Raw genomic sequence first — 21,734 nt, forward strand, 5'->3', positions numbered from 1 at the left:
GGAAGGTCAGCGCACATGCCGACGGCACCAGACAGCGTAGGACGGCCGGTCAGCCGCGTCGAAGGTGCGGACAAGGTGACCGGGCGCGCCCGCTACACCGCTGACGTCGAGATTCCCGGCCTGGCATACGCGGTCCTGGTGCAAGCCGATATCGCACACGGCCGCGTGACGGAGAAGTCCCTGCGGGACAGTGCCGACCGTGCCGGTGCAGCACCCGGGATCTTGCATGTCCTGACGCCCTTGAACTGCCCGGTGCTCCACGTGCTGCCGGAGGACCTGACTTTCGACCTGCCGTTGGAACGGCGCCCGCCACTCTCGGACCTGACCGTTCAACACGTCGGGCAGCACATGGCGATGGTGGTCGCCGACACTCTGGAGAACGCCACTGCAGCAGCATCGATGTTCGCCCTCGAATACGAGGGGGCGCCTGCGCAACTGACCGCTCGAATGGTGCTGAACCAGCCGGCGGCACCGGACGGGACGCACGGTCAAATCCGGCATGGCAGTTATCTGCCCGATCACTTCGTCAAACTGGAGGAGGAGAAACTGCAGGACCAGCGCGGGGATCCACCCAGTGCGGAAGACGCGTCGCTCCGCGTCGCCTCGCGGTACACCACCCCGATGCATGCGCACTATCCGATCGAGTTGTCGGCCACCATCGCGCAGTGGGAGGGCGAGCACCTCACCGTCCATGACAGCACCCGATGGATCGCCGGCGAACGCACCGCGTTGGCTGCATACCTCGATATCCCAGAAGATCGGATACGCATCCTTTCCCCTTTGGTGGGTGGCGCATTCGGATCGAAGAGCTTCCTGTGGATGCACGTCGTGTTGTGCGCGGTTGTTGCGAGGCATACCAATCGACCGGTCAAGGTCGTCCTGACCCGCGATCAGATGTTCACCTCGACCGGTCACCGTCCACGCACCGAGCAGGACGTGACCCTGCTTGCCGACGATGCCGGTCACATTCTGAGTACCGAACACCACACGTTGACCGAGACATCCACCGTGGCCCACTTCTGTGAGCCTGCCGGCCTGTCCAGCCGGTTCCTGTACAACTCCCCACACCTGGTGGTCTCACACCGCACGGCCCGAATCAACGCGCCGACCCCCTGTTTCATGCGTGGGCCGGGGGAGGCGCCAGGTCTGTTCGCGCTGGAGGTCGCCATCGACGAGCTCGCCGAGCGGGCCGACCTTGATCCGCTGGCACTTCGGATTCGCAATCACGCCGACATCGACCAGGCCGGTGGAAAACCGTGGTCGGGAAAGCACCTGCTGGAGTGTTACGAGGAAGGGGCGCGACGGTTCGGCTGGAACGACCGCCCTGCCGCGCCTCGATCGTTGCAACGCAGCGGCGCCCAGGTCGGTTGGGGCATGTCCACCGCGACCTATCCGGGACGGCGGATGGCGGCCGGCTGCCGAGTCGCCACCGATTCGCACGGTTTCGTGCAATTCTCCTCGGCCACACATGAAGTAGGCAACGGAGTGCGCACCGTGATGACGCAGGTCGCCGCTGATGTCACCGGGCTTCCGATGGACCGGGTGAGCTTCCTGTCGGGTGACTCCACGTTCCCGGCGGCGCCCTACAGTGGCGCGTCGCAAACCACCGCTACGGTGGGATCCGCGGTCTTCGCGGCTGCCGCGGAATGGAAACGCCGTTTCATCGCCGCATTGGTCGACGATCCCGACTCTGGCTTCTCTGGCGCGGACTCGGCGTCGATCGACGTCGCCGGTTGCAGCCCGGCGGTCACTGCCGCATACCGCGATCGACTGAGCTTCACGGTCGGCAGCGATGCCGGGGACCAGACCGCGCTGGCATTTCAATCCTTCGGAGCGCATTTCTGCGAGGTCGAGGTCGACGAAACCATCGGGCGTGCCACGGTCACCCGTTGGGTCGCAGTCATGGATTGTGGCCGCGTGCTCAATCCGAAGCTGGCCCGCAACCAGGTGATGGGGGGCATCACCTTCGGGCTCGGCATGGCGCTGCTCGAACAGATTCCCTACGACCAGGCCACAGCTTTGCCGATTGGCGAGTACTACCTTCCCACCCATGCCGACCGCCCTGAATTCGACATCTCCTTTCTGGATCATCCCGACTACGGCCTCGATCCGATCGGGGTGCGCGGCATCGGTGAGATCGGTACCTGTGGCGTCCCGGCGGCCATTGCCAACGCCGTCCACCACGCCACCGGAAAACGACTTCGCCATCTCCCGATTACCTTGGAGGACTTGATGACTCCGTACCGCGCACCAGGTAGCGAGTCGTGATGGGCAGCCACACCGTACAGCTGTGCATCAACGGCGACGTCCACCAGATGAAGACCGACGTGCGATCCACCCTGCTCGACCTGTTGCGCGAGCGGCTGCATCTCACCGGAACCAAAAAGGGCTGCGACCACGGTCTGTGCGGCGCCTGCACGGTGTCCGTGGACGGTGAACGTGTGGTCAGCTGCCTGACCCTGGCAGTATCCGTCGACGGATCTGACGTCTTGACTATCGAAGGAATCGCTGACGGCGACGACCTGCACCCACTGCAACAGGCGTTCCTCGATTGCGATGGACTCCAGTGCGGCTACTGCACACCGGGGCAGATCTCGTCAGCTCACGCGATGCTGGCCGAACACCGGCGTGGCGACCTGAGCCTGGCCACCTTCGATGGCACCCGGTCGGACGTGATCACCGGCTGCCCGCGCCTGAGCGGCCCTGAAATCCGAGAACGCATGGCCGGCAACATCTGTCGCTGCGGCGCATATGCCAACATCGTCGAGGCCATCGAGACCGTGGCCGAAGACCGGTCGGCATGAAGACCTTCGACTTCCGGCACGCTGCCTCCGTCGAGGACGCCATCGGCGCAGCCGCCGACGGAGCGAAATACCTCGCCGGCGGAACCAACCTGATCGACCTGATGAAGGGCGGCGTCGAACAGCCAAGCGGTCTCGTCGATCTCCGGCGACTCGGCCTGACGTCGATCACCGAGACCGAGGCCGGGGGAGTGTTCGTCGAGGCGGGCGTCACCAACAGCGCGCTGGCCAACCACCGACTCATCCGTACCCAGTACCCGGTGCTGTCGCATGCCATTCTCAGCGGCGCCACCACGCAGTTGCGAAATATGGCCACCACAGGTGGAAACCTGTTGCAACGCACGCGATGCCCCTACTTCATGCAAACCGTCTTCGCGGAATGCAACAAGCGCAACCCGGGAAGTGGATGCGCCGCACGCCACGGATTCCACCGCGAGCACGCCATCTTCGGGGCCAGCGAAGAATGCGTGGCGATCCATCCGTCGGACATGGCAGTCGCCCTGGCGATACTGGAGGCCGTCATCCATGTGCAGGGCACCTCCGGCCGACGGACCATCCCGATCGATGAATTCTTCTCTCTGCCCGGCCAGACCCCTCATATCGACAACACCCTGCGACCGCACGACCTCATAGTGGGGATCGAACTTCCGCCATCCCTGTTCGCCGATCACTCCTGGTACCTGAAGGTTCGTGACCGGCACAGTTATGCATTCGCGCTCGTCTCCGTTGCCGCAGGACTACAGATCGACGGCGAAGTCATCACCGCTGCCGCCCTTGCGCTTGGTGGGGTGGCCGCCACCCCGTGGCGGCTGCACGACGCCGAAGCAAGCCTTATCGGTAAGCGGCCGTCTGCGGAGGCGTTTCACGCCGCCGCGCAGCTCGCCATGTCCGGCGCGCAACCCCTCGATCAGAACGAATTCAAGGTCGACCTGGGCCGTCATAGTGTGGTGCGGGCGCTGACCCTGGCGGCGATCGACCGGTAGACCGAGGCCGACAGCAGGCGTGAAGCGATCGAGACCCGTCGCCTGGACACAAATTGGACCGCCGTGCAGTGGCTGTTCCAACCCGAACACGGTTTGCGCGACCACGACGTGTTCTCGATCGGCGCCGAGGGTTCGGTGGGGACAACGAAGACCCCAGGCTAGGTAGATGAGGGCTCGCTCGACGTACCCATCTACCAGTACTATTTGGATAATCGACAACCGCGCAGCAGGAGTTCAAGTGGCCAGTTCGTCCCCGCCGACCCGTCGGGTCGTCGAGATCATTGAACTGCTGACCGAACGACGTGATCTGTCCACCCGGCTCAGCGATATCGTGAAAGCACTGGATCTCAACCAGGCGACCGCCTTCGCCATCATGAAGGAGCTCGTCGACGCGGGCTGGGTGTCGCGCGATCCCGTCACCAAGACCTATGCGATCGGTGGAGCGCTGGTCGGCCTGATCAAGCAGATGGATCAGTACGGTTCGAGCCTGAATGCCGCCGCACACGCTGCTACTGCCGATACCGGCTATGCGACGTCCGTGTCGGAACGCGCGGGCAACCAGCTGGTGATCATCGCGTTCGTGACCGGAGCCAATGGGCCCGATCAGCGATGGGACCCCGAGGCCGGAGACCGAATACCCTTCGCCGCACCGTTCGGGCCCGCATTCGCTGCGTGGGAACCGGCGGACGAACGTCAGGCCTGGATCCAGCGCAGCGGAGTGAACAGCCCGGCATTTCACGCTCAACTCGAGCAGTTTCTGGATGAGACCCATGCTCAGGGTTACAGCGTGGAACACTCGAGCCCGGAGATGGTGTCGGCGCTTCCAGCGATGACCAAGCTGCAGGCCGAGGCACTTTCTGATTCCATGCGGGACCATCTCGACCAAGTCCTACTTGAGATGACCGGCGGCCCAAAGCCTCCCGCCACCGCCAGTGGTCGACAGCGCCACTACGTCGGTTCCATCACCGCGCCGGTCTTCAATTCAGGTGGCCGTGTCACCCACAACATCGGCGTGCACCCTTTTGCCGACCTTTCTGCACGCAAGATAGAACAGATCGGACGTCGCCTGCGGCTCCAGGCCGACGCAATCACCGCACAGGCCTCATGACAACCCTCGCCTCGGCTCGTTGACGCGGAATGTGCACTGCGCTAATTTCATATATTCAAGTTCGTAAGTTGGATAATCGCCTTCACTAGCGACGGTCGCGCCGCCGTCGAGGGCTCGATCCGTGGGTGGTGGCGGGATGACTGAGCGCAACGGCGGTGCCGCCACGTCGCCGAAGAAGCTGGTGATCGGGGCCAGTGGATTCCTTGGCTCGCATGTCACCCGACAGCTTGTCGAAGCGGGCCACGATGTCCGTGTCATGCTTCGCGGTACCAGTGACACCCGAGGCATCGATGACCTTGCGGTTGAGCGCTGTTACGGGGATGTCTTCGACGATGCCGCGCTGGCCGCCGCGATGACCGGATGCGATGTCGTCTTCTACTGCGTGGTCGATGCCCGGATGTGGCTACGCCAGCCGGCTCCGTTGTATCGCACCAATGTCGAGGGCTTGCGGCACGTTCTCGATGCCGCCGTGGGCGCAGACCTACACAGGTTTGTGTTCACCAGCACCACCGGCACCCTCGCCATCAGCGATAGCAAGCTGGTGACCGAGGACGATGCCCACAACTGGACCGACGGCGGGGCGTACATCGACAGTCGGGTACAGGCCGAGAACCTGTTGCTGCACTATTCTCGTGAGAAGAAACTGCCCGGCGTCGCGTTGTGCATATCGACCACATACGGTCCCGGCGATTGGCAGCCGACGCCGCACGGTTCGCTCATCGCGCGTGTCGCCGCCGGCAGATTCCCTTTCTATCTTGATTTCTCGTCGGAGGTCGTCGGTATCAAAGATGCCGCACGCGCAATGCTGCTCGCGGCCGAACGCGGCAAGGTCGGGGAGCGTTACATCATTTCCGACCGCTATCTGAGCACCCGCGAAGTTCACACCATCGCGGCCACCGCAGTGGGCAGGCGGCCACCTCGTATGAGTGTTCCGCTATGGCTGCTCTACCTGGCCGCACATATCAACGATCTGGCCAGTCGCCTTCTCAAGCGCGACCTGCCTTTCGCCGTCGTCGGTATACGAATGGCAGAACTCATGTCCGCGCTGGACCATGGCAAAGCCACCCGAGAGCTCGGCTGGGAGCCCAGCGGCGTCGATATCGCGATACGTGAAGCCGCTGAGTTCTTCGCGGCGCAATCGAACTGACTGGTACCCACCGGGCGTGCCGCCACCCAAATACGTTTCTAATTAAGCGATTTGGATAATGTCACGTCCACAGGGTTTGGTGCCGACACGCCGCGCATTGACACTTGACGCCACCGGAGCGCGTGCCTAGCCTTCAAATATTCGACTCAAAAAGTTGAATAAATGTTTGAGGCTTGAAGGTGCGATCCGCACAAGCTTCAAGCTGACGTACCAGGATGTCGGTGCTCGCCGACAAGCAGCACCGTCTCCACATTGCGGGCACACGACCTGCTTGACCACTTCAAAACTCAAGGAAGAGTATAAATATGCCCGTAAAATTGACCAACCTGATAGCTCACACGGGCCTTCGGCAACACCTGGTTCGCGGTGCTGTGGCTGTCGGAGCGGCGGCCATGATGCTGGGAGGGGTAGGCGCCCCGGTCTCCAGCGCGGACCCGGTCCTGCCGCTGCCCAGTCTGTGTGGCTTTTCTTCGCCTGGTGACGATTCGGGTGTTGAGGTCGACGCCATCAAGCAACTCAAGGCGACCTACTTCTCCAATATCGATGCCAAGAATTGGGACGGCTTGAGCACTTTGCTCGACCCGAACGTCGTGGAGGACACCACCTGTAGTGCAGGTCCGATCTTCTACGGCAGGGATTCGTTCATCGCATTCCTCAAGCTCACCCTGGGCGGAGCTACCACGCATCATCAAGGCACCGACCCGCACATCAAAATAAACTCTGCCACAACGGCATCGGGACTGTGGACGCTTGAGGACGTCCTTGTTTTCGGTGGGACACTCGGAGTGCACGGATACGGTCACTACAACGACACCTATGTGAAGACCAACGGCAAATGGGTGGTCAAGACTTCAAAGCTGACCCGGACCCGTATCGACCTGATCAATCCGGCCGATGGCGCTGTGATCCAGGCGAATGCGTCGCTGCTCGACGTTGCCGCAAAGGTCAAGGCCATCGTCGGGGGGTAGTTGGCAAGCCGCACTGGTCGGCCAGCTGGCGCATCACGCCGGCTGGCCGACGTGCGGTCGCGCTCGCAACTTGTTACATAATCAATGACCATTGTCGTATAGTCGACGTGCTGGACGAGCTTGCGCTCGGCCAAAGGGGGGTACGTGAACCAGAGATCCGATAGGTCAGTACTTTGCGCGGGTCGGCGGGTATCCCGCCCTGGCTGCGACGTGCGGAGGTCCCCGTGCTGACCGAAGCCAAGCGGCGCGACCTCGCGTCCGATCTCTTGCGGGCCGAACGCATCGGAATTCCGGCGGTGTCATTGAGCGACAGGCATGCCGACCTCGATGTCGAGGATGCCTATGAGATTCAGATGATCAACATCCGGCGACGGATTGCGGGAGGCACTTGGGTCGTCGGATACAAGGTCGGTCTGTCCAGTGTGGCCATGCAAGAGATGATGGGCGTTGACGAGCCCGATTTCGGGCATCTGCTCGACGATACGAAGGTTCTCGAAGAGGCTCCGGTCAAGGCCGGCCGATTCTTGTCGCCACGCGTAGAGGTTGAGATCGGGGTAATCCTTGCCCGTGATCTCTCCGGAAAGGGATGCACTCAGGAAGACGTGCTCTCGGCGACCGCCGCTTTTGTGCCTGCGATCGAGATAATCGACAGCCGCATCAAGGACTGGCAGATCACGCTGTGTGACACGATCGCGGATAACGCCTCGTCCGGGGGATGGGTGCTCGGCGAAGACCGGCTCTTGCCCGACGATGTCGATATCAAATCGATCGATTTGACGCTTGAGCGCAACGGTGAGGTCGTCGCGAGGGGGCGCAGTGATGCCGTGCTCGGGAGTCCGTTGGCGGCGGTGGCCTGGCTCGCTGAAGAGGCCGATCGCTTCGGTGTGCAGCTCAAAGCCGGCGATCTTGTATTGCCCGGTTCCTGTCTGCGCGCGGTCGACGCACGGCCCGGCGATCGCTTCATCGCCGATTTCGATGGGCGCACTTCGGTTCGCTTGAGATTTGAATGAGACGAGTGCTCACGGGTAACCAACTGCGGTGGGCATGATGGCACCGCGATATCTCGACCGGAATGCGCTGCGCCACATCGCCAGAGATTGCAATTTCCGGCCGGCGTGCGGCGCGGTTACGCGCGTGCTGCACATAGGTGCGGGCATGGGTGCCTCAGGCGCCGCCGCGCCGCATCCGTCAGCGCGCGAGGCCACCGCCTTCGGGTGATTTGGACCGAATCGCTTCCAGACTCCGGTTGTCGGTCCGCACGGCGTACACCGTGTGGCGGCCCTGCAGGCCCTTCAATTCGACGTCGCGCGGCAGGCCGAATTCCGCGCCCGCCATCTTGCCGACGGCGTGGTATACAGCCTCGCTGACGAGGACCTCGCCACCTTCGGCGAGGCCGGCCACCCTCGCCGCCATGGCCACGTTGCGCCCGAAGAGATCGTCGCCGCGCCGGACCGATGAGCCCATGTGGATTCCCATGCGGACCCGGATATCGTCCCAGCGCTCCGGATTGACGGACAGAGCCTGCTGCACGTCGAGGCTGCAGCGCAGCGCCTGACGGGGATCGGCAAAAGCGAGCATGAAGCCGTCGCCCTGGTTCTTGACCACGTGCCCACCGTGCTTTTCTACCTGCGCATAGAACAGTTTGTTATGCCGCTCAAGGAGTTTCACCCACTCCCGGTCCCCGAGTGCATCGTTGAGTTCGGTGGAGCGCTCGATATCGGAGAACACGATGACCGCCTGGCCGTCGGCGGTCAGCCTGGCCAGGTCGGGGCGCTCCACCCGGGCCCACCCGGCCAGGTCCTCGATCGAATTGCGCACGGTGGCACGGACACCCTTGTTGATCAGTGAGTCCGCGGCCTGCCAGACGGTCTTGATCGCGACGGGCGCGAGTCCGCGGGGCTTGCGCCGGCGGGGACTTTCGCGGCGCAGCCGTTCCAGTTCGCGCCGGGCGCCGTTGAGCTGCCTTCGTGCCACGATCAGCAGCACGGTCAACGTAATCAGGCCGGCGCACGCCACGGCGATGATCGCCGCACTGACGACGGTGTTCAACGTTGTCTCGCGGCTGGTGTCGTCACGAGACCAGTATGAGCGACGGACAGGTCAGGTCAGCACGACGAGCCCGAGCGCCACCACGACGGCCACCGTGAACCCGAGCGCGACCCACAACCGGGCGAGCGGCCGATGCCGGACCGGCCGACCGCCCCACTGCCGAGTAGTGCGCTGGTCCCAGGGGGAGAACGGATAGCCCATGACATCCCTCAAACATGTTGTGGCACGAGGTTCTTATACCGACGTTCTTATACCGACACAGTTCGCATACCCGATCAGCGGTCTTCTCACACCCGGGCTAGCGGTCCGGCGACGTCAGCCCGGCTACCTGCCGGGCGGACCGCACGAACGCGGGTTTGGTGTGCTCGATCCCATCGAGATAGCCGCCGACCAGCGCGGCGTCCCGCAGCAGCGCCAGCGAGGCGGCGATCTCCGCCGGTTTGTCACGGCCGGTGGCGGCTTGCTCGAGGGCGCTGCGGAACCAGCTTCGGTGCGCCGAGATCAACCTGCGGATGGGGCTGTCAGGGTCGGGGTACTCGGCGGCGGCATTGATGAAGGGACAGCCCCGGGTGTGGTAGCGCGCGATGTCTTCGGCGATGCCGTCGATGACGAGTTCGAGCATGTCGGACTCGGGGCCTGCGGCAGCTTCGGCTGAGGCGAAGTAGCCGCGGATCGTCGCGTCCTCCGCGGCAAGATACGCCGTGACCAGGTCTTCTTTGCCCTTGAAGTGCCGGTACATGGTGGCGCGAGTGACCCCGGCTTCGGCAAGGATGCGATCGACCCCGACGGAATGAATGCCTTCCCGATAGAACAGCTCGGTGGCGGTCCGGAGTAACCGCTCACGCGGCTGCGACGCGGCGGGGCTGGAGGCCATGCCACCGACGATACCTGCGGCCAGAACGTTCTTTCTGGTATCGGGAACAGATATGCGGGACGGGTGGTTACACCAGCAGAATGATCGTTCTTTCTACCTGAGGAGAAGCCGATGTCCACCATCACCGCCCGCGAGAAGGCCGAGATCGACCGCGCCAACCAATCGGGGGCTCAGCCCGTCGTGTTCGTACACGGGCTGTGGCTGCTGCCCGACAGCTGGGAACCCTGGCGGGCGCTGTTCGAGGAACAGGGTTTCATCACCCTGGCACCCGGTTGGCCCGATGACCCGGACACCACCGCCGAGGCCCGTCGTGACCCGTCGGTGTTCGCAGGCAAGGGCATCGCCGAGATCACCGACCACTACCTCGACGTCATCGGGGCACTGGATCGCAAACCGATCATCATCGGACACTCGTTCGGTGGACTGCTCACCCAGAAGCTCGCCGGACTGGGCCTGGCCAAGGCCTCGGTTGCCATCGACCCGGCTCCGTTCCGCGGGGTGTTGCCACTGCCCTTGGCGGCTCTGCGATCGTCGTTCCCCGTGCTCGGCAATCCGCTGAACTTCAGCCGTTCGATTGCACTGACACCCAAGCAGTTCCGGTTCGCCTTCGGCAATGCGGTATCCGAGGACGAATCCAACCGGCTCTATGAGCGGTACTCGGTTGCCGGCCCGGGCCGGCCGTTGTTTCAGGCGGCAGTCGCCAATTTCAACCCGGCGTCGGCGACGAAGGTCGACACCAAGAACCCCGGCCGGGGGCCGCTGCTGGTCATTTCCGGCGAGTTGGACCACACCGTGCCGCCGGCCATCGCGAAGGCCTCCTACAAGCTGTACAAGAAGAATCCGAATGTCACCGAGTTCGTCCAGTTCGCCGGGCGTGGGCACTCTTTGGTGGTCGACAACGGCTGGCGCGAGGTGGCCGACACCGTACTGAAGTTCATCGCCCGATTCTGAAATGCTCCGCGCACGCGCCCGGTCACCGAGATGGCGACCGGGCGCGTAGCCCATGGCTTTTCGCTGTCGACGGCAAACATCCGTGGAAAACCGGTTGAACATCCGCGCCGCGGTCGGCTTCACTGGCTTCGATGCCACTTTCCGCCGATTGGCCCTCGCTCACCGATGAATTCGATCTCGCCCAAGGCCTCTACGACCGGGCCGGCCGTGGGCTGGTCGAGGAGTGGTTCGCCCGCCAGATAGCCCGCACCCACGACGCGAGTTTCGCCCGAGAGTTCTCCGATCGCATCGACCTGCCCGGGGTGCGGACCGACGACTACCTGCACCGCCGCATCAGCACTTCCGCCGGAGCGCTGCTGGGCGGAATCCGTTTCTACGGCCGCGATATCAGCCGGCCGTTCGTGGAGGTGGTGGCCCACAGCTTCGGCGACCTCGGCCGATTGCGGGACTGTGTCGCCCGGGAGTGGGCGATGTTCAATGCGCAGTTTCTCCGGGTGCGGACCAAGCCCGGCCGGCTGGCCGGTGCGGATGTACTGCTCGACGTGAGCGTCTATCTGGCCCGCTACTGCGATATGCACCCCGCGTCCGCGCGAGTCTGGCTGGAAGACTTCGCGCACGTTGCCGACGCCGAGGCCATGGTCGCCGCACGTTACGGCAGGCTCGATCCCGCTTTGGCGCGCAACGTCTCCGCCGCGAGTCCCGCCGATGTGCGGCAATGGCATTCGCGCCGACAATTGCGCGCCATCGGTACCGCCGACGGTGTCGTGGGACTGCTTGCGGTGGCGCCGGGCACCATCGACTGGATCACCGGCGATGTGATCAACGAAGAGGTGGTCGACCTGGCGCACCACGGCCACGGCTATGCCGCCGCGGGACAGGCCGCCTGGGCGGCCGAGCGGGGCCGCGACGGCCGTCAGTTCTTGATCGGCACCATCGACCGGCTGAACACGGCCTCACGTAAGACGGCCGAGGCCGCCGGTCGACGGCGCGTGCTGGACGGGGTCTTCGTCAGCACGGGTCCCCGGGCGGGGTGAAGTACGGCACGCCCTCGACGGTGTAACAGGGCACCTCGCCGGGGACGTAGGGGACATGCATCGCGGCGATTGCCGCGCCGGTTGCGACATCACCGGCGATATCGGTGCAGCCGCCCGCCGCGAAATGCCTGCCATCGGCACCGGCGCAGACGTCGGCACCGGAGACGGGCGCGGTGAGCAGCGGTGTGAGGGTGGCTGCCGTGGCGAGACCCGCCGCGAACAGCAGCGAGGTGGTCCGTCGGCTCATGGCGCGCTCCTTCTGTTGGGGCAGTCCCACATGCGTATGAGGGTCGGCAGTGCTCATTGTGGGCCCGACGGACGCTTACCGCGCGCTTTTGGCCACTTGCCGAGGTGGCGGTCCTACCCACGAGACTCGGGCGATCAACGCGGAACTCCATGGCACACTGACTTTCGTGTCAGATCTGACGTTCACCGACTCGATCGAGATCGCTGCCGCTCCCGCCGCGGTCTACGCGCTGGTGTCCGACGTGACCCGCACCGGCGAATGGAGTCCGGTGTGCCGCGGCTGCTGGTGGGACGAGGGCGGCGGGCCGCAGGCCGGTGCATGGTTCACCGGGCGCAACGAAACGCCAGAACGCGCCTGGGAGACGCGAAGTCAGGTGGTGGCCGCCGATCCCGGGCGCGCTTTCGCCTGGGAGGTGAACAACGGCTGGGTGTTCTGGCAGTACACGCTGGAACCCGAGGGCGACGGCACCCGGCTGACCGAATCGTGGGAGTTCCGGCCGGCGGGCATCGAGGGCTTTCGTGAGCGTTTCGGGAAACACGCCGACGCCTTGATCGAGGAACAGGTCGCGGCGGCCACCGCCGGAATCCCGGCCACGCTCGCGGCGATCAAACGCATCGCCGAACACGCCTGAGGCTCACACCGACTCGGATTCCCGATCGTGGCGGTTCTTCCACGCCGGCATGCTGCGCGCCGGGCGTTGCCGCACCACCTGTGGCCACCAGAACCACTTGCCCATCAGGGCGGCGATGGACGGCGTCATGAATGCGCGGATCACCAACGTGTCGAAGAGCAGGCCCAAGCCGATCGTCGAACCGATCTGAGCCACCACCGTCATTTCGCTGGCCACCATCGACATCATGGTGAACGCGAACACCAAACCCGCGGCGGTCACCACCGAACCGCTGCCGCCCATGGCCCGGATGATGCCCGTCTTGACCCCGCCGTGCAGTTCCTCCTTCATCCGCGCCACCAGCAGCAGGTTGTAGTCCGCACCGACGGCGAGCAGCACGATCACCGTCATGGCCATCACCATGAAGTGCAGTTCGATGCCGAGGATGTGCTGCCACAACAGGATTGACAGCCCGAATGATGTGCCGAGCGATATCACCACGGTGCCGACGATGACTGCCGCGGCGATGAGGCTGCGAGTGATGATCAGCATGATGACGAAGATGAGGGTCAACGCGGCGATGCCGGCGATCAACAGGTCGTAGTTGTTGCCTTCCTGCATGTCTTTGAACGCCGCCGCGATACCGCCGAGGTAGATCTTGGAACCCTCGAGCGGGGTGCCCTTGACGGCCTCCTTGGCGGCCGCCTTGATGTCGTCGACCAGTTTGATCCCGTCGGCGGTCAGCGGGTCACCGTCATGAGAGATGATGAACCGCACCGACTTCCCGTCGGGGGAGATGAAGCTCTTCATCCCGCGTTTGAAGTCGGCGTTGTTGAAGGTGTCCGGCGGCAGATAGAAGGTGTCGTCGTTCTTCGAGTCGTTGAAGGCGTCACCCATGGCGGACTGGTTGGCCTGCATCTCGTTGGTCTGGTCCTGGATGCCCTTCTGGGTCTGGTACATCCGCAGCATCATGTCGCGCGAGGATTCCATCGTGGAGATCTGCGCGGGCAGCGTCTCCAGCATCTGCGGCATCAGCTGATCGAGCCGCTGCAGATCGGGCAGCAGATTCTGGAACGCATCCGTGGTCGTGTCGATCCCGTCCAGGGCATCGAACACCGAGCGCATGGACGAGCACACCGGGATGTCGAAGCAGTGCGGCTCCCAGTACAGATAATTACGGATGGGTCGCAGGAAGTCATCGAAATCGGCGATGTGGTCCCGCAATTCGGCGATGTCGACGGCCATGTCGGTGCTCTTGCCCACCATGCTGTGGGTGGTCGCGCTCATCTCCGTCATCAGCGCGATCATCCGGTTCATCGTGTTGATGGTGGTGCCCATGTCGCCGGCCTGCTTAAGCATGTCGGCGAACATGTCTTCCATGTACTTCTCGTTCATCTGCTGCGATGTCCCGCCCATGCTCATCTGAGCGGGAATGGTGCTGAATTTCAGTGGCTTTCCGTCGGGCCGGGTGATCGCCTGCACGCTGCCGATCCCTGGTACCCGGAAGATCGCCTTGGCGATCTTGTCGATCACCAGGAAGTCCGCCGAATTGCGCAGGTCGTGGTCGGACTCGATGAGCAGCAACTCGGGGTTCATCCGGGCCACCGAGAAATGACGTTCGGCGGCCGCGTAACCCTCGTTGGCAGGCAGGTCCGTGGGCAGGTAGTTGCGGTCGTTGTAGTTGGTGCGATAGCCCGGGAGGGTGAGCAGACCGACGAGGGACAGCGCGATCGTCGCCATCAGCACCGGACCGGGCCAGCGCACCACGATCGCCCCGAGGCGGCGCCAGCCCCGGATCCGCATGGTGCGTTTGGGCTCGAGCAGCTTGCGGAACCGGCTGGCCACGGTGATCACCGCAGGGCCCAGCGTCAGAGCGGCTAGGACGGCGACCACCATGCCGACCGCCATCGGGATGCCCAGGGTCTGGAAGTAGGGCAGCTTGGTGAAATGCAGGCACAGCATGGCCCCGGCGATGGTCAGGCCGGAAGCCAGCACCACATGCGCCGTGCCGTGGAACATCGTGTAGTACGCCGATTCCTTGTCCTCGCCCAGGCTGCGGGCTTCCTGATACCGGCCGATCAGGAAGATGGCGTAGTCCGTCGATGCCGCGATCGCCAAGGTCACCAGCAACTGTGTCGCGAAGGTCGAGAGCCCGATCAGGTTGTGATAACCGAGGAATGCCACCACACCGCGGGCGGCCGAAAGCTCCAGCACCACCATCAGCAAGACGATGAGCACCGTCGTGATGGAGCGGTACACCAGCAGCATCATCGTGATGATGACGACGAACGTGACCATCTCGATCATCCGGACGCTGCGATCACCGGCGATCTGTTGGTCGGCGGCAAGCGCGGACGGCCCGGTGACGAAGACCTTGACGCCCGGTGGTGGCGGCACCGCCCGGACCAGCTTCTGGGCGCCCTCCACCGACTCGTTGGCGAGCGTCTCGCCCATGTTCCCGGCGAGATAGACCTGCACGTAGGCGGCCTTGCCGTCGGGACTCTGCGCCCCCGCTTCGGTGAGCGGGTCGCCCCAGAAGTCCTGAACATGCTCGACGTGTTTGGTGTCGGCCTTCAGCCGGGCGACCATGTCGTTGTAGTAGATGTGGGCGTCGGCGCCGAGCTTCTGCTCGCCTTCGAGCACGATCATCACCGAGCTGTCGGACTTGAACTCGTCGAAGACCTGACCGACCCGCTTCATCGCGATCACCGACGGCGCGGCCGACGGACTCATCGACACCGAGCGCATCTGCCCGACGACTTCCAGCGGTGGCACCGTCACGCTGAGCAGCGCGACCAGTGCGATCCAGCCGATGATGATCGGGATGGCGAAGGTGCGGATCCACTTCGGGATACCGGTGCGAGTGTGCTGGGGCGGGGACGGGTCCGTCACCGAAGGAGGGGCGGGCACGTCGGGGCACTCTCCTGATTGCGTAGAGGTCGCCTCTTTCGTACCAGATCCGGTCAGATGATGGTGAGCTACGACCTTCCCGCTCGGTCTGCAGTAGGCCGGCGGCCCTGCTTCGCTAGCATTTGGAGACTGTCTGCAGATCATCGTCCGGGAATGTCCGCTCGCTCATGGCCACCTCACGACCGTTGCGCGCCGACGTCGCGTGCATAGTGCGCGACGGCAGGCGCCGCTGACATGGCGCAGGTGCAGCTGTTCGGCGAATCATGGGACCGGTTGCGCACCGCGGTCAGCGCGCTGGACCACCAAGACTTCGCGAAACCCTCCGGATGTGCGGGTTGGCTGATCCGGGACCTGTTGTGTCACTTGATCATCGACGCCCAGGATGTGCTGATCACACTGGCCACCCCCACTCGGGCGTCGCCGACCCGCGATGCGGTGACGTATTGGACGGTCAGTCCGGCGCCGCCGGACGGCCAGGACCCGCTCGACGCGCTCACCGTGCGCCTTGCCGCGGCCTACCAGGACCCCGGGCTGTTGCTCTTCCATCTCGACGACGTCGGTGCGGCCGCGGGCCGGGCCGCCGAACTCGCCGATCCCGCCGGGCGGGTCTGTACCCGCGGTGAAGTGCTGATCGTCGAGGACTTCCTGTCCGCGTATGTCTTCGAATGGACACTGCACCACCTCGATCTGACGGCACACCTGGGCAGTGCAAGCGGACCGTCGGTGGCGGCCCTGCGCCATTCGCGGGGACTCTTCGAGAAACTCACCGGGACGGTGCTGCCGGCCACTCTGGCCGATCAAGCCGCCCTGCTGATCGGCACCGGACGGCGCGCCCCGACACCGGTAGAGCTGGCCGAACTCGGGGCGCTGGCGACCCGGCTGCCGCACTCGGTCGGGTGATTTTCGCGGCGGGGATGAATTCCGGGCGACGCAGGAGTCTGACTCATTGTGTGGACCGCAACCCTGACGACCGTCGGCCGGCGCAGCTGCTCGGCGACCGCGCTGGCATCAGCGGTGTTGCACACCTTCTCGCTCGGCGCCTCGGAGCGGCCGGTGGCCGCGATGCTGTCGGTGTTGATGATCGGCGGTTGCCTGTCGTGTGCCTGGGATCTGTGGCGGCACGACACGATCCGCGCCTGGCTGACCGTCGCGGTGATGAACCTCGCCATGATCGGCATGCACCTGCCCGCATCCGCCGGGCATCACCACTCCGGCGGCACCGCCACCCCGCTGCCTGTCGTGATGGCCTGGGCCACCGGGCTCGCGCTCGTCGAGGCCGGCGCGGCGACGGTGGGGCTGTACCTCAAGACCCGGGGGTCATACCCCGATCAATGTGTCGATCCAGCCGCGGGCGAAGTACAGCAGGAATCCCGCTGCCACCACCCACAGCAGCGGGCTGACCTCGCGGCCCTTGCCCGCGGCGGTGCGCACGATGGCCCATGAGATGAACCCGACGCCGATTCCGTTGGCGATCGAATAGCTCAGCGGCATGACCGCGACGGTGAGCACCACCGGTAGGGCCACCGAGAAGTCGGCGAGATCGATCTCGCGCAGGTGCGAGGCCATCATGGCGCCGACGATGACCAGGGCCGCTGCGGCCACCTCCGTCGGGACGATCGCCGCCAGCGGCGTCAAGAACATCGCGGCCAGGAACAGGCCGCCGGTCACCAGGCTGGCCAGACCGGTACGCGCACCCTCACCGATACCCGCGCCGGATTCGATGAAGACGGTGTTCGACGACGCCGACACCGCACCGCCGACGACCGCGCCGGCGCCCTCGACGACCAGCGCGGACTGCAGCCGCGGGAAATTGCCCTGCCGGTCGGCCACACCGGCCTGCCGCGACAACCCGGTGAAGGTGCCCATGGCGTCGAAGAAGTTGGTGAACACCAAGGTGAACACCAACATCACGGCGGCCAGGACGCCGATCCGGCCGAAGCTGTCCAAGCTGAAGTCGCCGACCAGGGACAGGTCGGGGATCGAAAACGGCGCACCCTGCAGGGTGGGAACCGACAGGCCCCAGCCGCCGGCCCGCTCGGCGGCAGACCCGAGGTGCCAGATGGCCTCGATGACGACGGCTACCACGGTGCCGACGATCAGTCCGAGCAGAATCCCGCCGCGCACCTTGCGGGCCACCAAGACGCCGGTGAGCAGCAGGGTGAACACGAACACCACCGTCGGGACGCTGGTGATCGAACCGGCGCCGTGCCCACCGAGACCGACCGGCGGTGACGGACCGCCGGTGGACGCCACAAACCCGGCGTCGACGAGCCCGATGAACAGGATGAACAACCCGATACCCGCGGTGATCGCCAGTTTGAGTTGCATGGGCACCGCGTCGAAGATCAACCTGCGCAGCCCGGTGGCCGCCAGCAGCACGATGATCAGGCCGTTGATCATCACCAGGCCCATCGCCTCGGGCCAGGTCAGCGATCCCACCACCGATGACGCCAGGAACGAGTTGATGCCCAGGCCGGCCGCGAAGGCGAACGGCAGCCGGGCGATCACGCCGAACAGGATGGTCATCACGCCGGCGGCGAGCGAGGTGACCGCCGACACCTGGGTGAAGTCCAGCTTGTTGCCGGCGACGTCGGCGCCGCCGGACAAGATGATGGGGTTCAACACGATGATGTAGGCCATCGCGATGAAGGTCACGACGCCGCCGCGCATTTCGGCCGCGATGGTGGAGCCCCGGGCGCTGATGTCGAAAAAGCGGTCCAGCCGATTCACGGTTCGACCTTAAAGGGTGCTGGTCAGCCGCTGCGGGCCGATGTGCTCAGCGGTGCACCGCCCGCGGCCTGCAGCAGGCAGATCACGGTGCTCGGCAGCGGATTGGCGGCGGTGCGATCCTGATTGGAGTCGATGAGATAGCTGATGGTGAAGTCGGCCGGCCGCCGCAGCCGGCCGACCACGCCGCGGCGCAAATGGTCAGTGCCGCAAGGATTCTGCCCGTCCGCACCGGGTGAGTTTACTGCGCGCCGCGGTGATCACGGATTTGTTCCCGCCATGTCCGCCCGAAAAATGTGACGTAGTCCCTGTAACGCATCCGCCGGGGCGGCGATGAACCATGCGAGACAGCTGCTGGCCCCGGGCCAGTGTCGGGGGAGATGGCTGCAACATGGCAGCTGTGGCTGGGATGCCACGCTCCCTGGACCTTCAGAGGGGTGGATGCACGGTGGGTGCAACGCGTGAACTGTTCCCCCGGCGACATGTGGTCGCCGGCGTGGCTTCGACCGTGGTCATCTCGATGGCCGCGTTGACAACGGGGCTGGCACCCGCAGTCGCAGACCCGTCCTCGCCGACCACGACCGTCGTGCAGACGCCCGAAGCGCGGGCCCCGAAGGCGCAGGAACCCACCCGTGACGTCGAAGCGCCCACGGCCCCAACGCAACCGGTGCCCAAACCGACGCAGGAACCTGCCCCAGTCGTAGACGCGCCCATCGTGCAAACACCAGTGCAAGCACCGGTGCAGGCCCCGGTGCAGGCCCCGTCGCCGACGGTGGCGCCCAAGCCCGCCGTGACACCGGCCGCCGAGCCCAGCCCCGAGGTGGTGGCCCCGTCGACGCCGCAGACCACGGTCGCACCCAAGCCCGCCGCCACGACCACGCCGGCGCCGACCCACACGACCACCAAGGTCGTCGACCCGACCACGCCGGCCCCCACCTCGAAGGCCACTCCGACCGAGACGTCGGCCGAACCCACTCCCGCACCCCGGGTGGCGCGCACCGATGAGCGGCCGGCACCGTCGAGTTCACCCGAGGCGCCGCCCGCACCGGCTCAGCCGGCAACGGAGACGTCCGCGGCGGCCAGCGTGACACCGCCCGTCCCGACGCCGTCCGACCAGACCCCCGCACCGTCGACATCGTCCTCCGCCGAGGTGGAAACGACCGCCACGCCGACCGGTACTCCGTCCAGGACGGAGACGTCGTCGTCGGTCGCCAAGGCGGCCAAGCCCATCGAAACCCTGCGCCCGCAGACGCTGGACGCCCCCGAGTCCGACGTCGAGTTGGCGCGCAACGCCAAACCGATCGAGGAGAAGCCGGAACCCGCACCGCAGCAGGACGTCGCCGCACTGGCCGTGTCGCTGAAGGTGTCCGACCGGCACGACGACCGCTTCGACGACCGCACCGACAGCCGGGACTGGAACCGGCCCGACTTCGACCGCCGCGGGAACAACGGCCTGGACTGGGATCGCAAGGTGCGGCAGTGGCGGCCGGACTGGGTGCAGTACGACGAGCACTACCGCCCGATGATCTTCAACCCGTACCGGGACCCGGTGCGCGTGGTGTACGTCTACCAGAACTCGCCGCGCATCGTGACGATCAACCCGTTGCAGCGGGTCGTCATGTATGCGGCCGAACTCGCCGCTTACAGCTTCACCGCCGTGGTGGTGAACGCGCTGAACACCGCGGTCAACGTCGCGGTCGGCAGCTTCTTCGGCGGCGGGTTCATCCCCGCGGTCGGGATGGCGCCGCTGCCCCCGCCGCCGGTGCTGCGTTACGACAACGTGCCCGTGCAGGTGCGGTACTCACGAGCGGTCTACCAGCCGTTCCGGGTGCAGCGCATCGTCGACGTCGGCGACGACGCCCGCTACGGCGAGCGCAGGGTGCTGCTCGACGGCGTCACCCCGGCCTGGGGTGTGTGGACCCAATCAGGCTCCGGTGAACGGCAATTCGAGGTACACCGGACCCAGCAGTTCCCCGGACTCGACGAACCGCGGGAGGCACCGCTGCCCGGCGACTACCAGTTGCAGCTGGTTTCGGACAGCGCCACCGATACCGGGTTGGACCGCAACCAGGTGTACCTGATCGCGGCGGCGGTGGCGTGCTCGGTGCTCAGCCTCGGCGCGGTGGGCCTGGTGGTCCTGATGGGGCGCCGGCGCGGGCTGTAACCGGTCAGGCGTGCACGTCGCGCAGCCCGACCGCGCCGCGCAGGCCCGAGCAGTTCACGCAACCGATGCACCCGACACAGTCGGTGCAGGCCACGCATCCCACGCAGGCCCGGCATGTGCGGCAGGCCACGCAACCGACACAGGCCACGCATCCGACGATGGCCGCGCACAGCACCGAGAAGGCGCTGCCTACCACGGCGAAACCGCCTGCCACACCGGCACTTCCGCCGGTGGCGATGGACCCGGCCACGCCCGCGCTGTTCACCGTGGCGATGGACCCCGCGACCGCTGCGCTGCCGACCGTCGCGATGGACCCGGCCACCGCTGCGCTGCCGACGGTGGCGATGGAGCCCTGCACCGCGACGCTGCCGACGGTGCCCACGGACTCCGGATCCGGTATTGCCGGTGAGCTGCTCATCAGTCCGCACCCTTTCCGTTGTCGACGCGGTACACCGCGCCGTGGATGGCCGCCGCATCGTCACTTGCCAGGAAGGCGATGGTTTTGGCGACATCGACCGGATCCATGAAACCGCGCGGTGCGGCGATCCGCATGATCAGATCCCAGTCCGCGTCGTCCGGGGCGGCGAAATCGGTGACCTGCGGGGTGAGCATCCCACCGGGGCACACCACATTGATGCGCACCTTCTCCTTGGTGAACTCCACCGCCAGCGCCCGGGTCAGCCCGACCAGTCCGTGCTTGGCCGCGCAGTAGGCGGCCGAGTACACCTCACCCTCCACCCCGGCCACCGAGGCGACGTTGACGATGTTGCCGCCGGTCTCCAGCAGGTGGGGCAGCGCGGCCCGGCACAGGTAGAAGGGGCCGTTGAGATTGACCGCCAGATCCTGATCCCACTCGGCATCGGTCAGCGTGATGGTCCGGCGCATCTGATGGAAGCCGGCCACGTTGGCCAGCACGTCCAGCCGCCCGAATTCGGCCACACATTCGGCGACGGCGTCCCGGCAGGCCTGCGCCGACCCGATGTCCACCGAGGCGTACCGGCCGCCGGGCACCTCGGCGAACACCTCCGCCAGCCGTTCGGTATCGCGAGCGATACCGAAGACCGTCGCCCCGCGCTCGGCGAACAGTTTCGCCGTCGCCGCGCCCAACCCCGACGATGCCCCCGTCACCAACGCCACTTTGCCGTCCAGCTTGCTCATGCC

21 protein-coding genes are annotated in these 21,734 nt (G+C 65.5%); 12 read left to right on the forward strand and 9 right to left on the reverse strand.

Annotated features, from left to right (window positions below; all coding sequences use genetic code 11):
- The first annotated feature begins 15 nt into the window (after positions 1-15).
- From ACXPWS_RS11655 to ACXPWS_RS11685, 7 genes are all read left to right on the forward strand, one after another.
- On the forward strand, positions 16-2,268 hold the full coding sequence (locus tag ACXPWS_RS11655; protein ID WP_458712580.1) for a xanthine dehydrogenase family protein molybdopterin-binding subunit: 2,253 nt from the start codon (positions 16-18) through the stop codon (positions 2,266-2,268).
- Positions 2,268-2,804 (forward strand): 2Fe-2S iron-sulfur cluster-binding protein, encoded by a 537-nt coding sequence (locus ACXPWS_RS11660; protein WP_458712581.1) that lies wholly within the window; start codon positions 2,268-2,270, stop codon positions 2,802-2,804. The genes ACXPWS_RS11655 and ACXPWS_RS11660 overlap by 1 nt, the downstream gene beginning before the upstream one ends.
- Positions 2,801-3,784 (forward strand): FAD binding domain-containing protein, encoded by a 984-nt coding sequence (locus tag ACXPWS_RS11665; protein ID WP_458712582.1) that lies wholly within the window; start codon positions 2,801-2,803, stop codon positions 3,782-3,784. The genes ACXPWS_RS11660 and ACXPWS_RS11665 overlap by 4 nt, the downstream gene beginning before the upstream one ends.
- A 238-nt stretch (positions 3,785-4,022) precedes the next feature.
- Positions 4,023-4,892: a helix-turn-helix domain-containing protein gene (locus tag ACXPWS_RS11670; RefSeq protein ID WP_458712583.1), complete on the forward strand. Its 870-nt coding sequence runs from the start codon at positions 4,023-4,025 to the stop codon at positions 4,890-4,892.
- Between the two features lie 136 nt (positions 4,893-5,028).
- Entirely contained in the window at positions 5,029-6,039 is a 1,011-nt protein-coding gene (locus ACXPWS_RS11675; protein WP_458713499.1) for an NAD-dependent epimerase/dehydratase family protein, read from the forward strand.
- Positions 6,040-6,344: 305 nt separating this feature from the next.
- Positions 6,345-7,007 carry a nuclear transport factor 2 family protein gene (locus ACXPWS_RS11680; protein WP_458712584.1) on the forward strand — a complete coding sequence of 221 codons (663 nt, stop codon included), beginning with the start codon at positions 6,345-6,347 and terminating at the stop codon, positions 7,005-7,007.
- A 224-nt stretch (positions 7,008-7,231) separates the two neighbouring features.
- The gene (locus ACXPWS_RS11685) at positions 7,232-8,017 is read left to right on the forward strand and encodes a 2-keto-4-pentenoate hydratase (RefSeq protein WP_458712585.1); all 786 of its coding nucleotides are present in this window, start codon (positions 7,232-7,234) and stop codon (positions 8,015-8,017) included.
- A gap of 178 nt (positions 8,018-8,195) precedes the next feature.
- Here ACXPWS_RS11685 and ACXPWS_RS11690 read toward each other — a convergent pair whose 3' ends face one another.
- The 3 genes from ACXPWS_RS11690 to ACXPWS_RS11700 form a co-directional block, all read right to left on the reverse strand.
- The gene (locus ACXPWS_RS11690) at positions 8,196-9,056 is read right to left on the reverse strand and encodes an adenylate/guanylate cyclase domain-containing protein (RefSeq protein WP_458712586.1); all 861 of its coding nucleotides are present in this window, start codon (positions 9,054-9,056) and stop codon (positions 8,196-8,198) included.
- A gap of 51 nt (positions 9,057-9,107) precedes the next feature.
- Positions 9,108-9,257: a hypothetical protein gene (locus ACXPWS_RS11695; protein ID WP_458712587.1), complete on the reverse strand. Its 150-nt coding sequence runs from the start codon at positions 9,255-9,257 to the stop codon at positions 9,108-9,110.
- A 97-nt stretch (positions 9,258-9,354) separates the two neighbouring features.
- A complete protein-coding gene (locus ACXPWS_RS11700; RefSeq protein WP_458712588.1) occupies positions 9,355-9,930 on the reverse strand; it encodes a TetR/AcrR family transcriptional regulator in 576 nt (191 codons plus the stop codon).
- Positions 9,931-10,041: 111 nt separating this feature from the next.
- Here ACXPWS_RS11700 and ACXPWS_RS11705 point away from each other — a divergent pair, with 111 nt between their 5' ends.
- Entirely contained in the window at positions 10,042-10,881 is an 840-nt protein-coding gene (locus ACXPWS_RS11705) for an alpha/beta hydrolase (protein ID WP_458712589.1), read from the forward strand.
- 131 nt (positions 10,882-11,012) lie between these two features.
- Positions 11,013-11,915: a hypothetical protein gene (locus ACXPWS_RS11710; RefSeq protein ID WP_458712590.1), complete on the forward strand. Its 903-nt coding sequence runs from the start codon at positions 11,013-11,015 to the stop codon at positions 11,913-11,915.
- Here the strand turns inward: ACXPWS_RS11710 and ACXPWS_RS11715 are convergent.
- Entirely contained in the window at positions 11,890-12,162 is a 273-nt protein-coding gene (locus ACXPWS_RS11715) for a hypothetical protein (RefSeq protein ID WP_458712591.1), read from the reverse strand. The two genes, ACXPWS_RS11710 and ACXPWS_RS11715, sit on opposite strands and share 26 nt — an antisense overlap.
- Positions 12,163-12,328: 166 nt before the next feature.
- Here ACXPWS_RS11715 and ACXPWS_RS11720 point away from each other — a divergent pair, with 166 nt between their 5' ends.
- Complete coding sequence (locus ACXPWS_RS11720; RefSeq protein WP_458712592.1) at positions 12,329-12,793, forward strand: SRPBCC family protein; 465 nt, start codon at positions 12,329-12,331, stop codon at positions 12,791-12,793.
- A gap of 3 nt (positions 12,794-12,796) precedes the next feature.
- On the opposite strand, the gene ACXPWS_RS11725 is transcribed toward ACXPWS_RS11720, so the two are convergent.
- Positions 12,797-15,682 carry an MMPL/RND family transporter gene (locus ACXPWS_RS11725; protein ID WP_458712593.1) on the reverse strand — a complete coding sequence of 962 codons (2,886 nt, stop codon included), beginning with the start codon at positions 15,680-15,682 and terminating at the stop codon, positions 12,797-12,799.
- A gap of 243 nt (positions 15,683-15,925) precedes the next feature.
- Between ACXPWS_RS11725 and ACXPWS_RS11730 the strand changes: the two genes are divergently transcribed.
- The gene (locus tag ACXPWS_RS11730; protein WP_458713500.1) at positions 15,926-16,582 is read left to right on the forward strand and encodes a maleylpyruvate isomerase N-terminal domain-containing protein; all 657 of its coding nucleotides are present in this window, start codon (positions 15,926-15,928) and stop codon (positions 16,580-16,582) included.
- A gap of 417 nt (positions 16,583-16,999) precedes the next feature.
- Here the strand turns inward: ACXPWS_RS11730 and ACXPWS_RS11735 are convergent, their stop codons facing one another.
- Together ACXPWS_RS11735 and ACXPWS_RS11740 are read right to left on the reverse strand one after the other, a co-directional pair.
- Positions 17,000-18,412: an NCS2 family permease gene (locus tag ACXPWS_RS11735; protein ID WP_458712594.1), complete on the reverse strand. Its 1,413-nt coding sequence runs from the start codon at positions 18,410-18,412 to the stop codon at positions 17,000-17,002.
- 23 nt (positions 18,413-18,435) lie between these two features.
- Positions 18,436-18,594 carry a hypothetical protein gene (locus ACXPWS_RS11740; protein ID WP_458713794.1) on the reverse strand — a complete coding sequence of 53 codons (159 nt, stop codon included), beginning with the start codon at positions 18,592-18,594 and terminating at the stop codon, positions 18,436-18,438.
- Positions 18,595-18,905: 311 nt separating this feature from the next.
- Between ACXPWS_RS11740 and ACXPWS_RS11745 the strand changes: the two genes are divergently transcribed.
- On the forward strand, positions 18,906-20,573 hold the full coding sequence (locus ACXPWS_RS11745) for a hypothetical protein (protein ID WP_458712595.1): 1,668 nt from the start codon (positions 18,906-18,908) through the stop codon (positions 20,571-20,573).
- A gap of 4 nt (positions 20,574-20,577) precedes the next feature.
- Here the strand turns inward: ACXPWS_RS11745 and ACXPWS_RS11750 are convergent, their stop codons facing one another.
- Together ACXPWS_RS11750 and ACXPWS_RS11755 are read right to left on the reverse strand one after the other, a co-directional pair.
- Positions 20,578-20,991, reverse strand: a complete 414-nt coding sequence (locus ACXPWS_RS11750; RefSeq protein WP_458712596.1) for a hypothetical protein — start codon at positions 20,989-20,991, stop codon at positions 20,578-20,580.
- Positions 20,991-21,731, reverse strand: a complete 741-nt coding sequence (locus ACXPWS_RS11755) for an SDR family NAD(P)-dependent oxidoreductase (RefSeq protein ID WP_458712597.1) — start codon at positions 21,729-21,731, stop codon at positions 20,991-20,993. The genes ACXPWS_RS11750 and ACXPWS_RS11755 overlap by 1 nt, the downstream gene beginning before the upstream one ends.
- Positions 21,732-21,734: the final 3 nt, after the last annotated feature.

The organism is Mycobacterium sp. BMJ-28 (assembly GCF_054404835.1).

Coding starts and splice junctions, on each gene's coding strand:
- ACXPWS_RS11655 (WP_458712580.1), top strand. CDS start 16: ATGCCGACGGCACCAGACAGCGTAGGACGGCCGGTCAGCCGCGTCGAA.
- ACXPWS_RS11705 (WP_458712589.1), top strand. CDS start 10,042: ATGTCCACCATCACCGCCCGCGAGAAGGCCGAGATCGACCGCGCCAAC.
- ACXPWS_RS11695 (WP_458712587.1), bottom strand. CDS start 9,257: ATGGGCTATCCGTTCTCCCCCTGGGACCAGCGCACTACTCGGCAGTGG.
- ACXPWS_RS11665 (WP_458712582.1), top strand. CDS start 2,801: ATGAAGACCTTCGACTTCCGGCACGCTGCCTCCGTCGAGGACGCCATC.
- ACXPWS_RS11750 (WP_458712596.1), bottom strand. CDS start 20,991: ATGAGCAGCTCACCGGCAATACCGGATCCGGAGTCCGTGGGCACCGTC.
- ACXPWS_RS11710 (WP_458712590.1), top strand. CDS start 11,013: ATGCCACTTTCCGCCGATTGGCCCTCGCTCACCGATGAATTCGATCTC.
- ACXPWS_RS11715 (WP_458712591.1), bottom strand. CDS start 12,162: ATGAGCCGACGGACCACCTCGCTGCTGTTCGCGGCGGGTCTCGCCACG.
- ACXPWS_RS11700 (WP_458712588.1), bottom strand. CDS start 9,930: ATGGCCTCCAGCCCCGCCGCGTCGCAGCCGCGTGAGCGGTTACTCCGG.
- ACXPWS_RS11755 (WP_458712597.1), bottom strand. CDS start 21,731: ATGAGCAAGCTGGACGGCAAAGTGGCGTTGGTGACGGGGGCATCGTCG.
- ACXPWS_RS11680 (WP_458712584.1), top strand. CDS start 6,345: ATGCCCGTAAAATTGACCAACCTGATAGCTCACACGGGCCTTCGGCAA.
- ACXPWS_RS11675 (WP_458713499.1), top strand. CDS start 5,029: ATGACTGAGCGCAACGGCGGTGCCGCCACGTCGCCGAAGAAGCTGGTG.
- ACXPWS_RS11660 (WP_458712581.1), top strand. CDS start 2,268: ATGGGCAGCCACACCGTACAGCTGTGCATCAACGGCGACGTCCACCAG.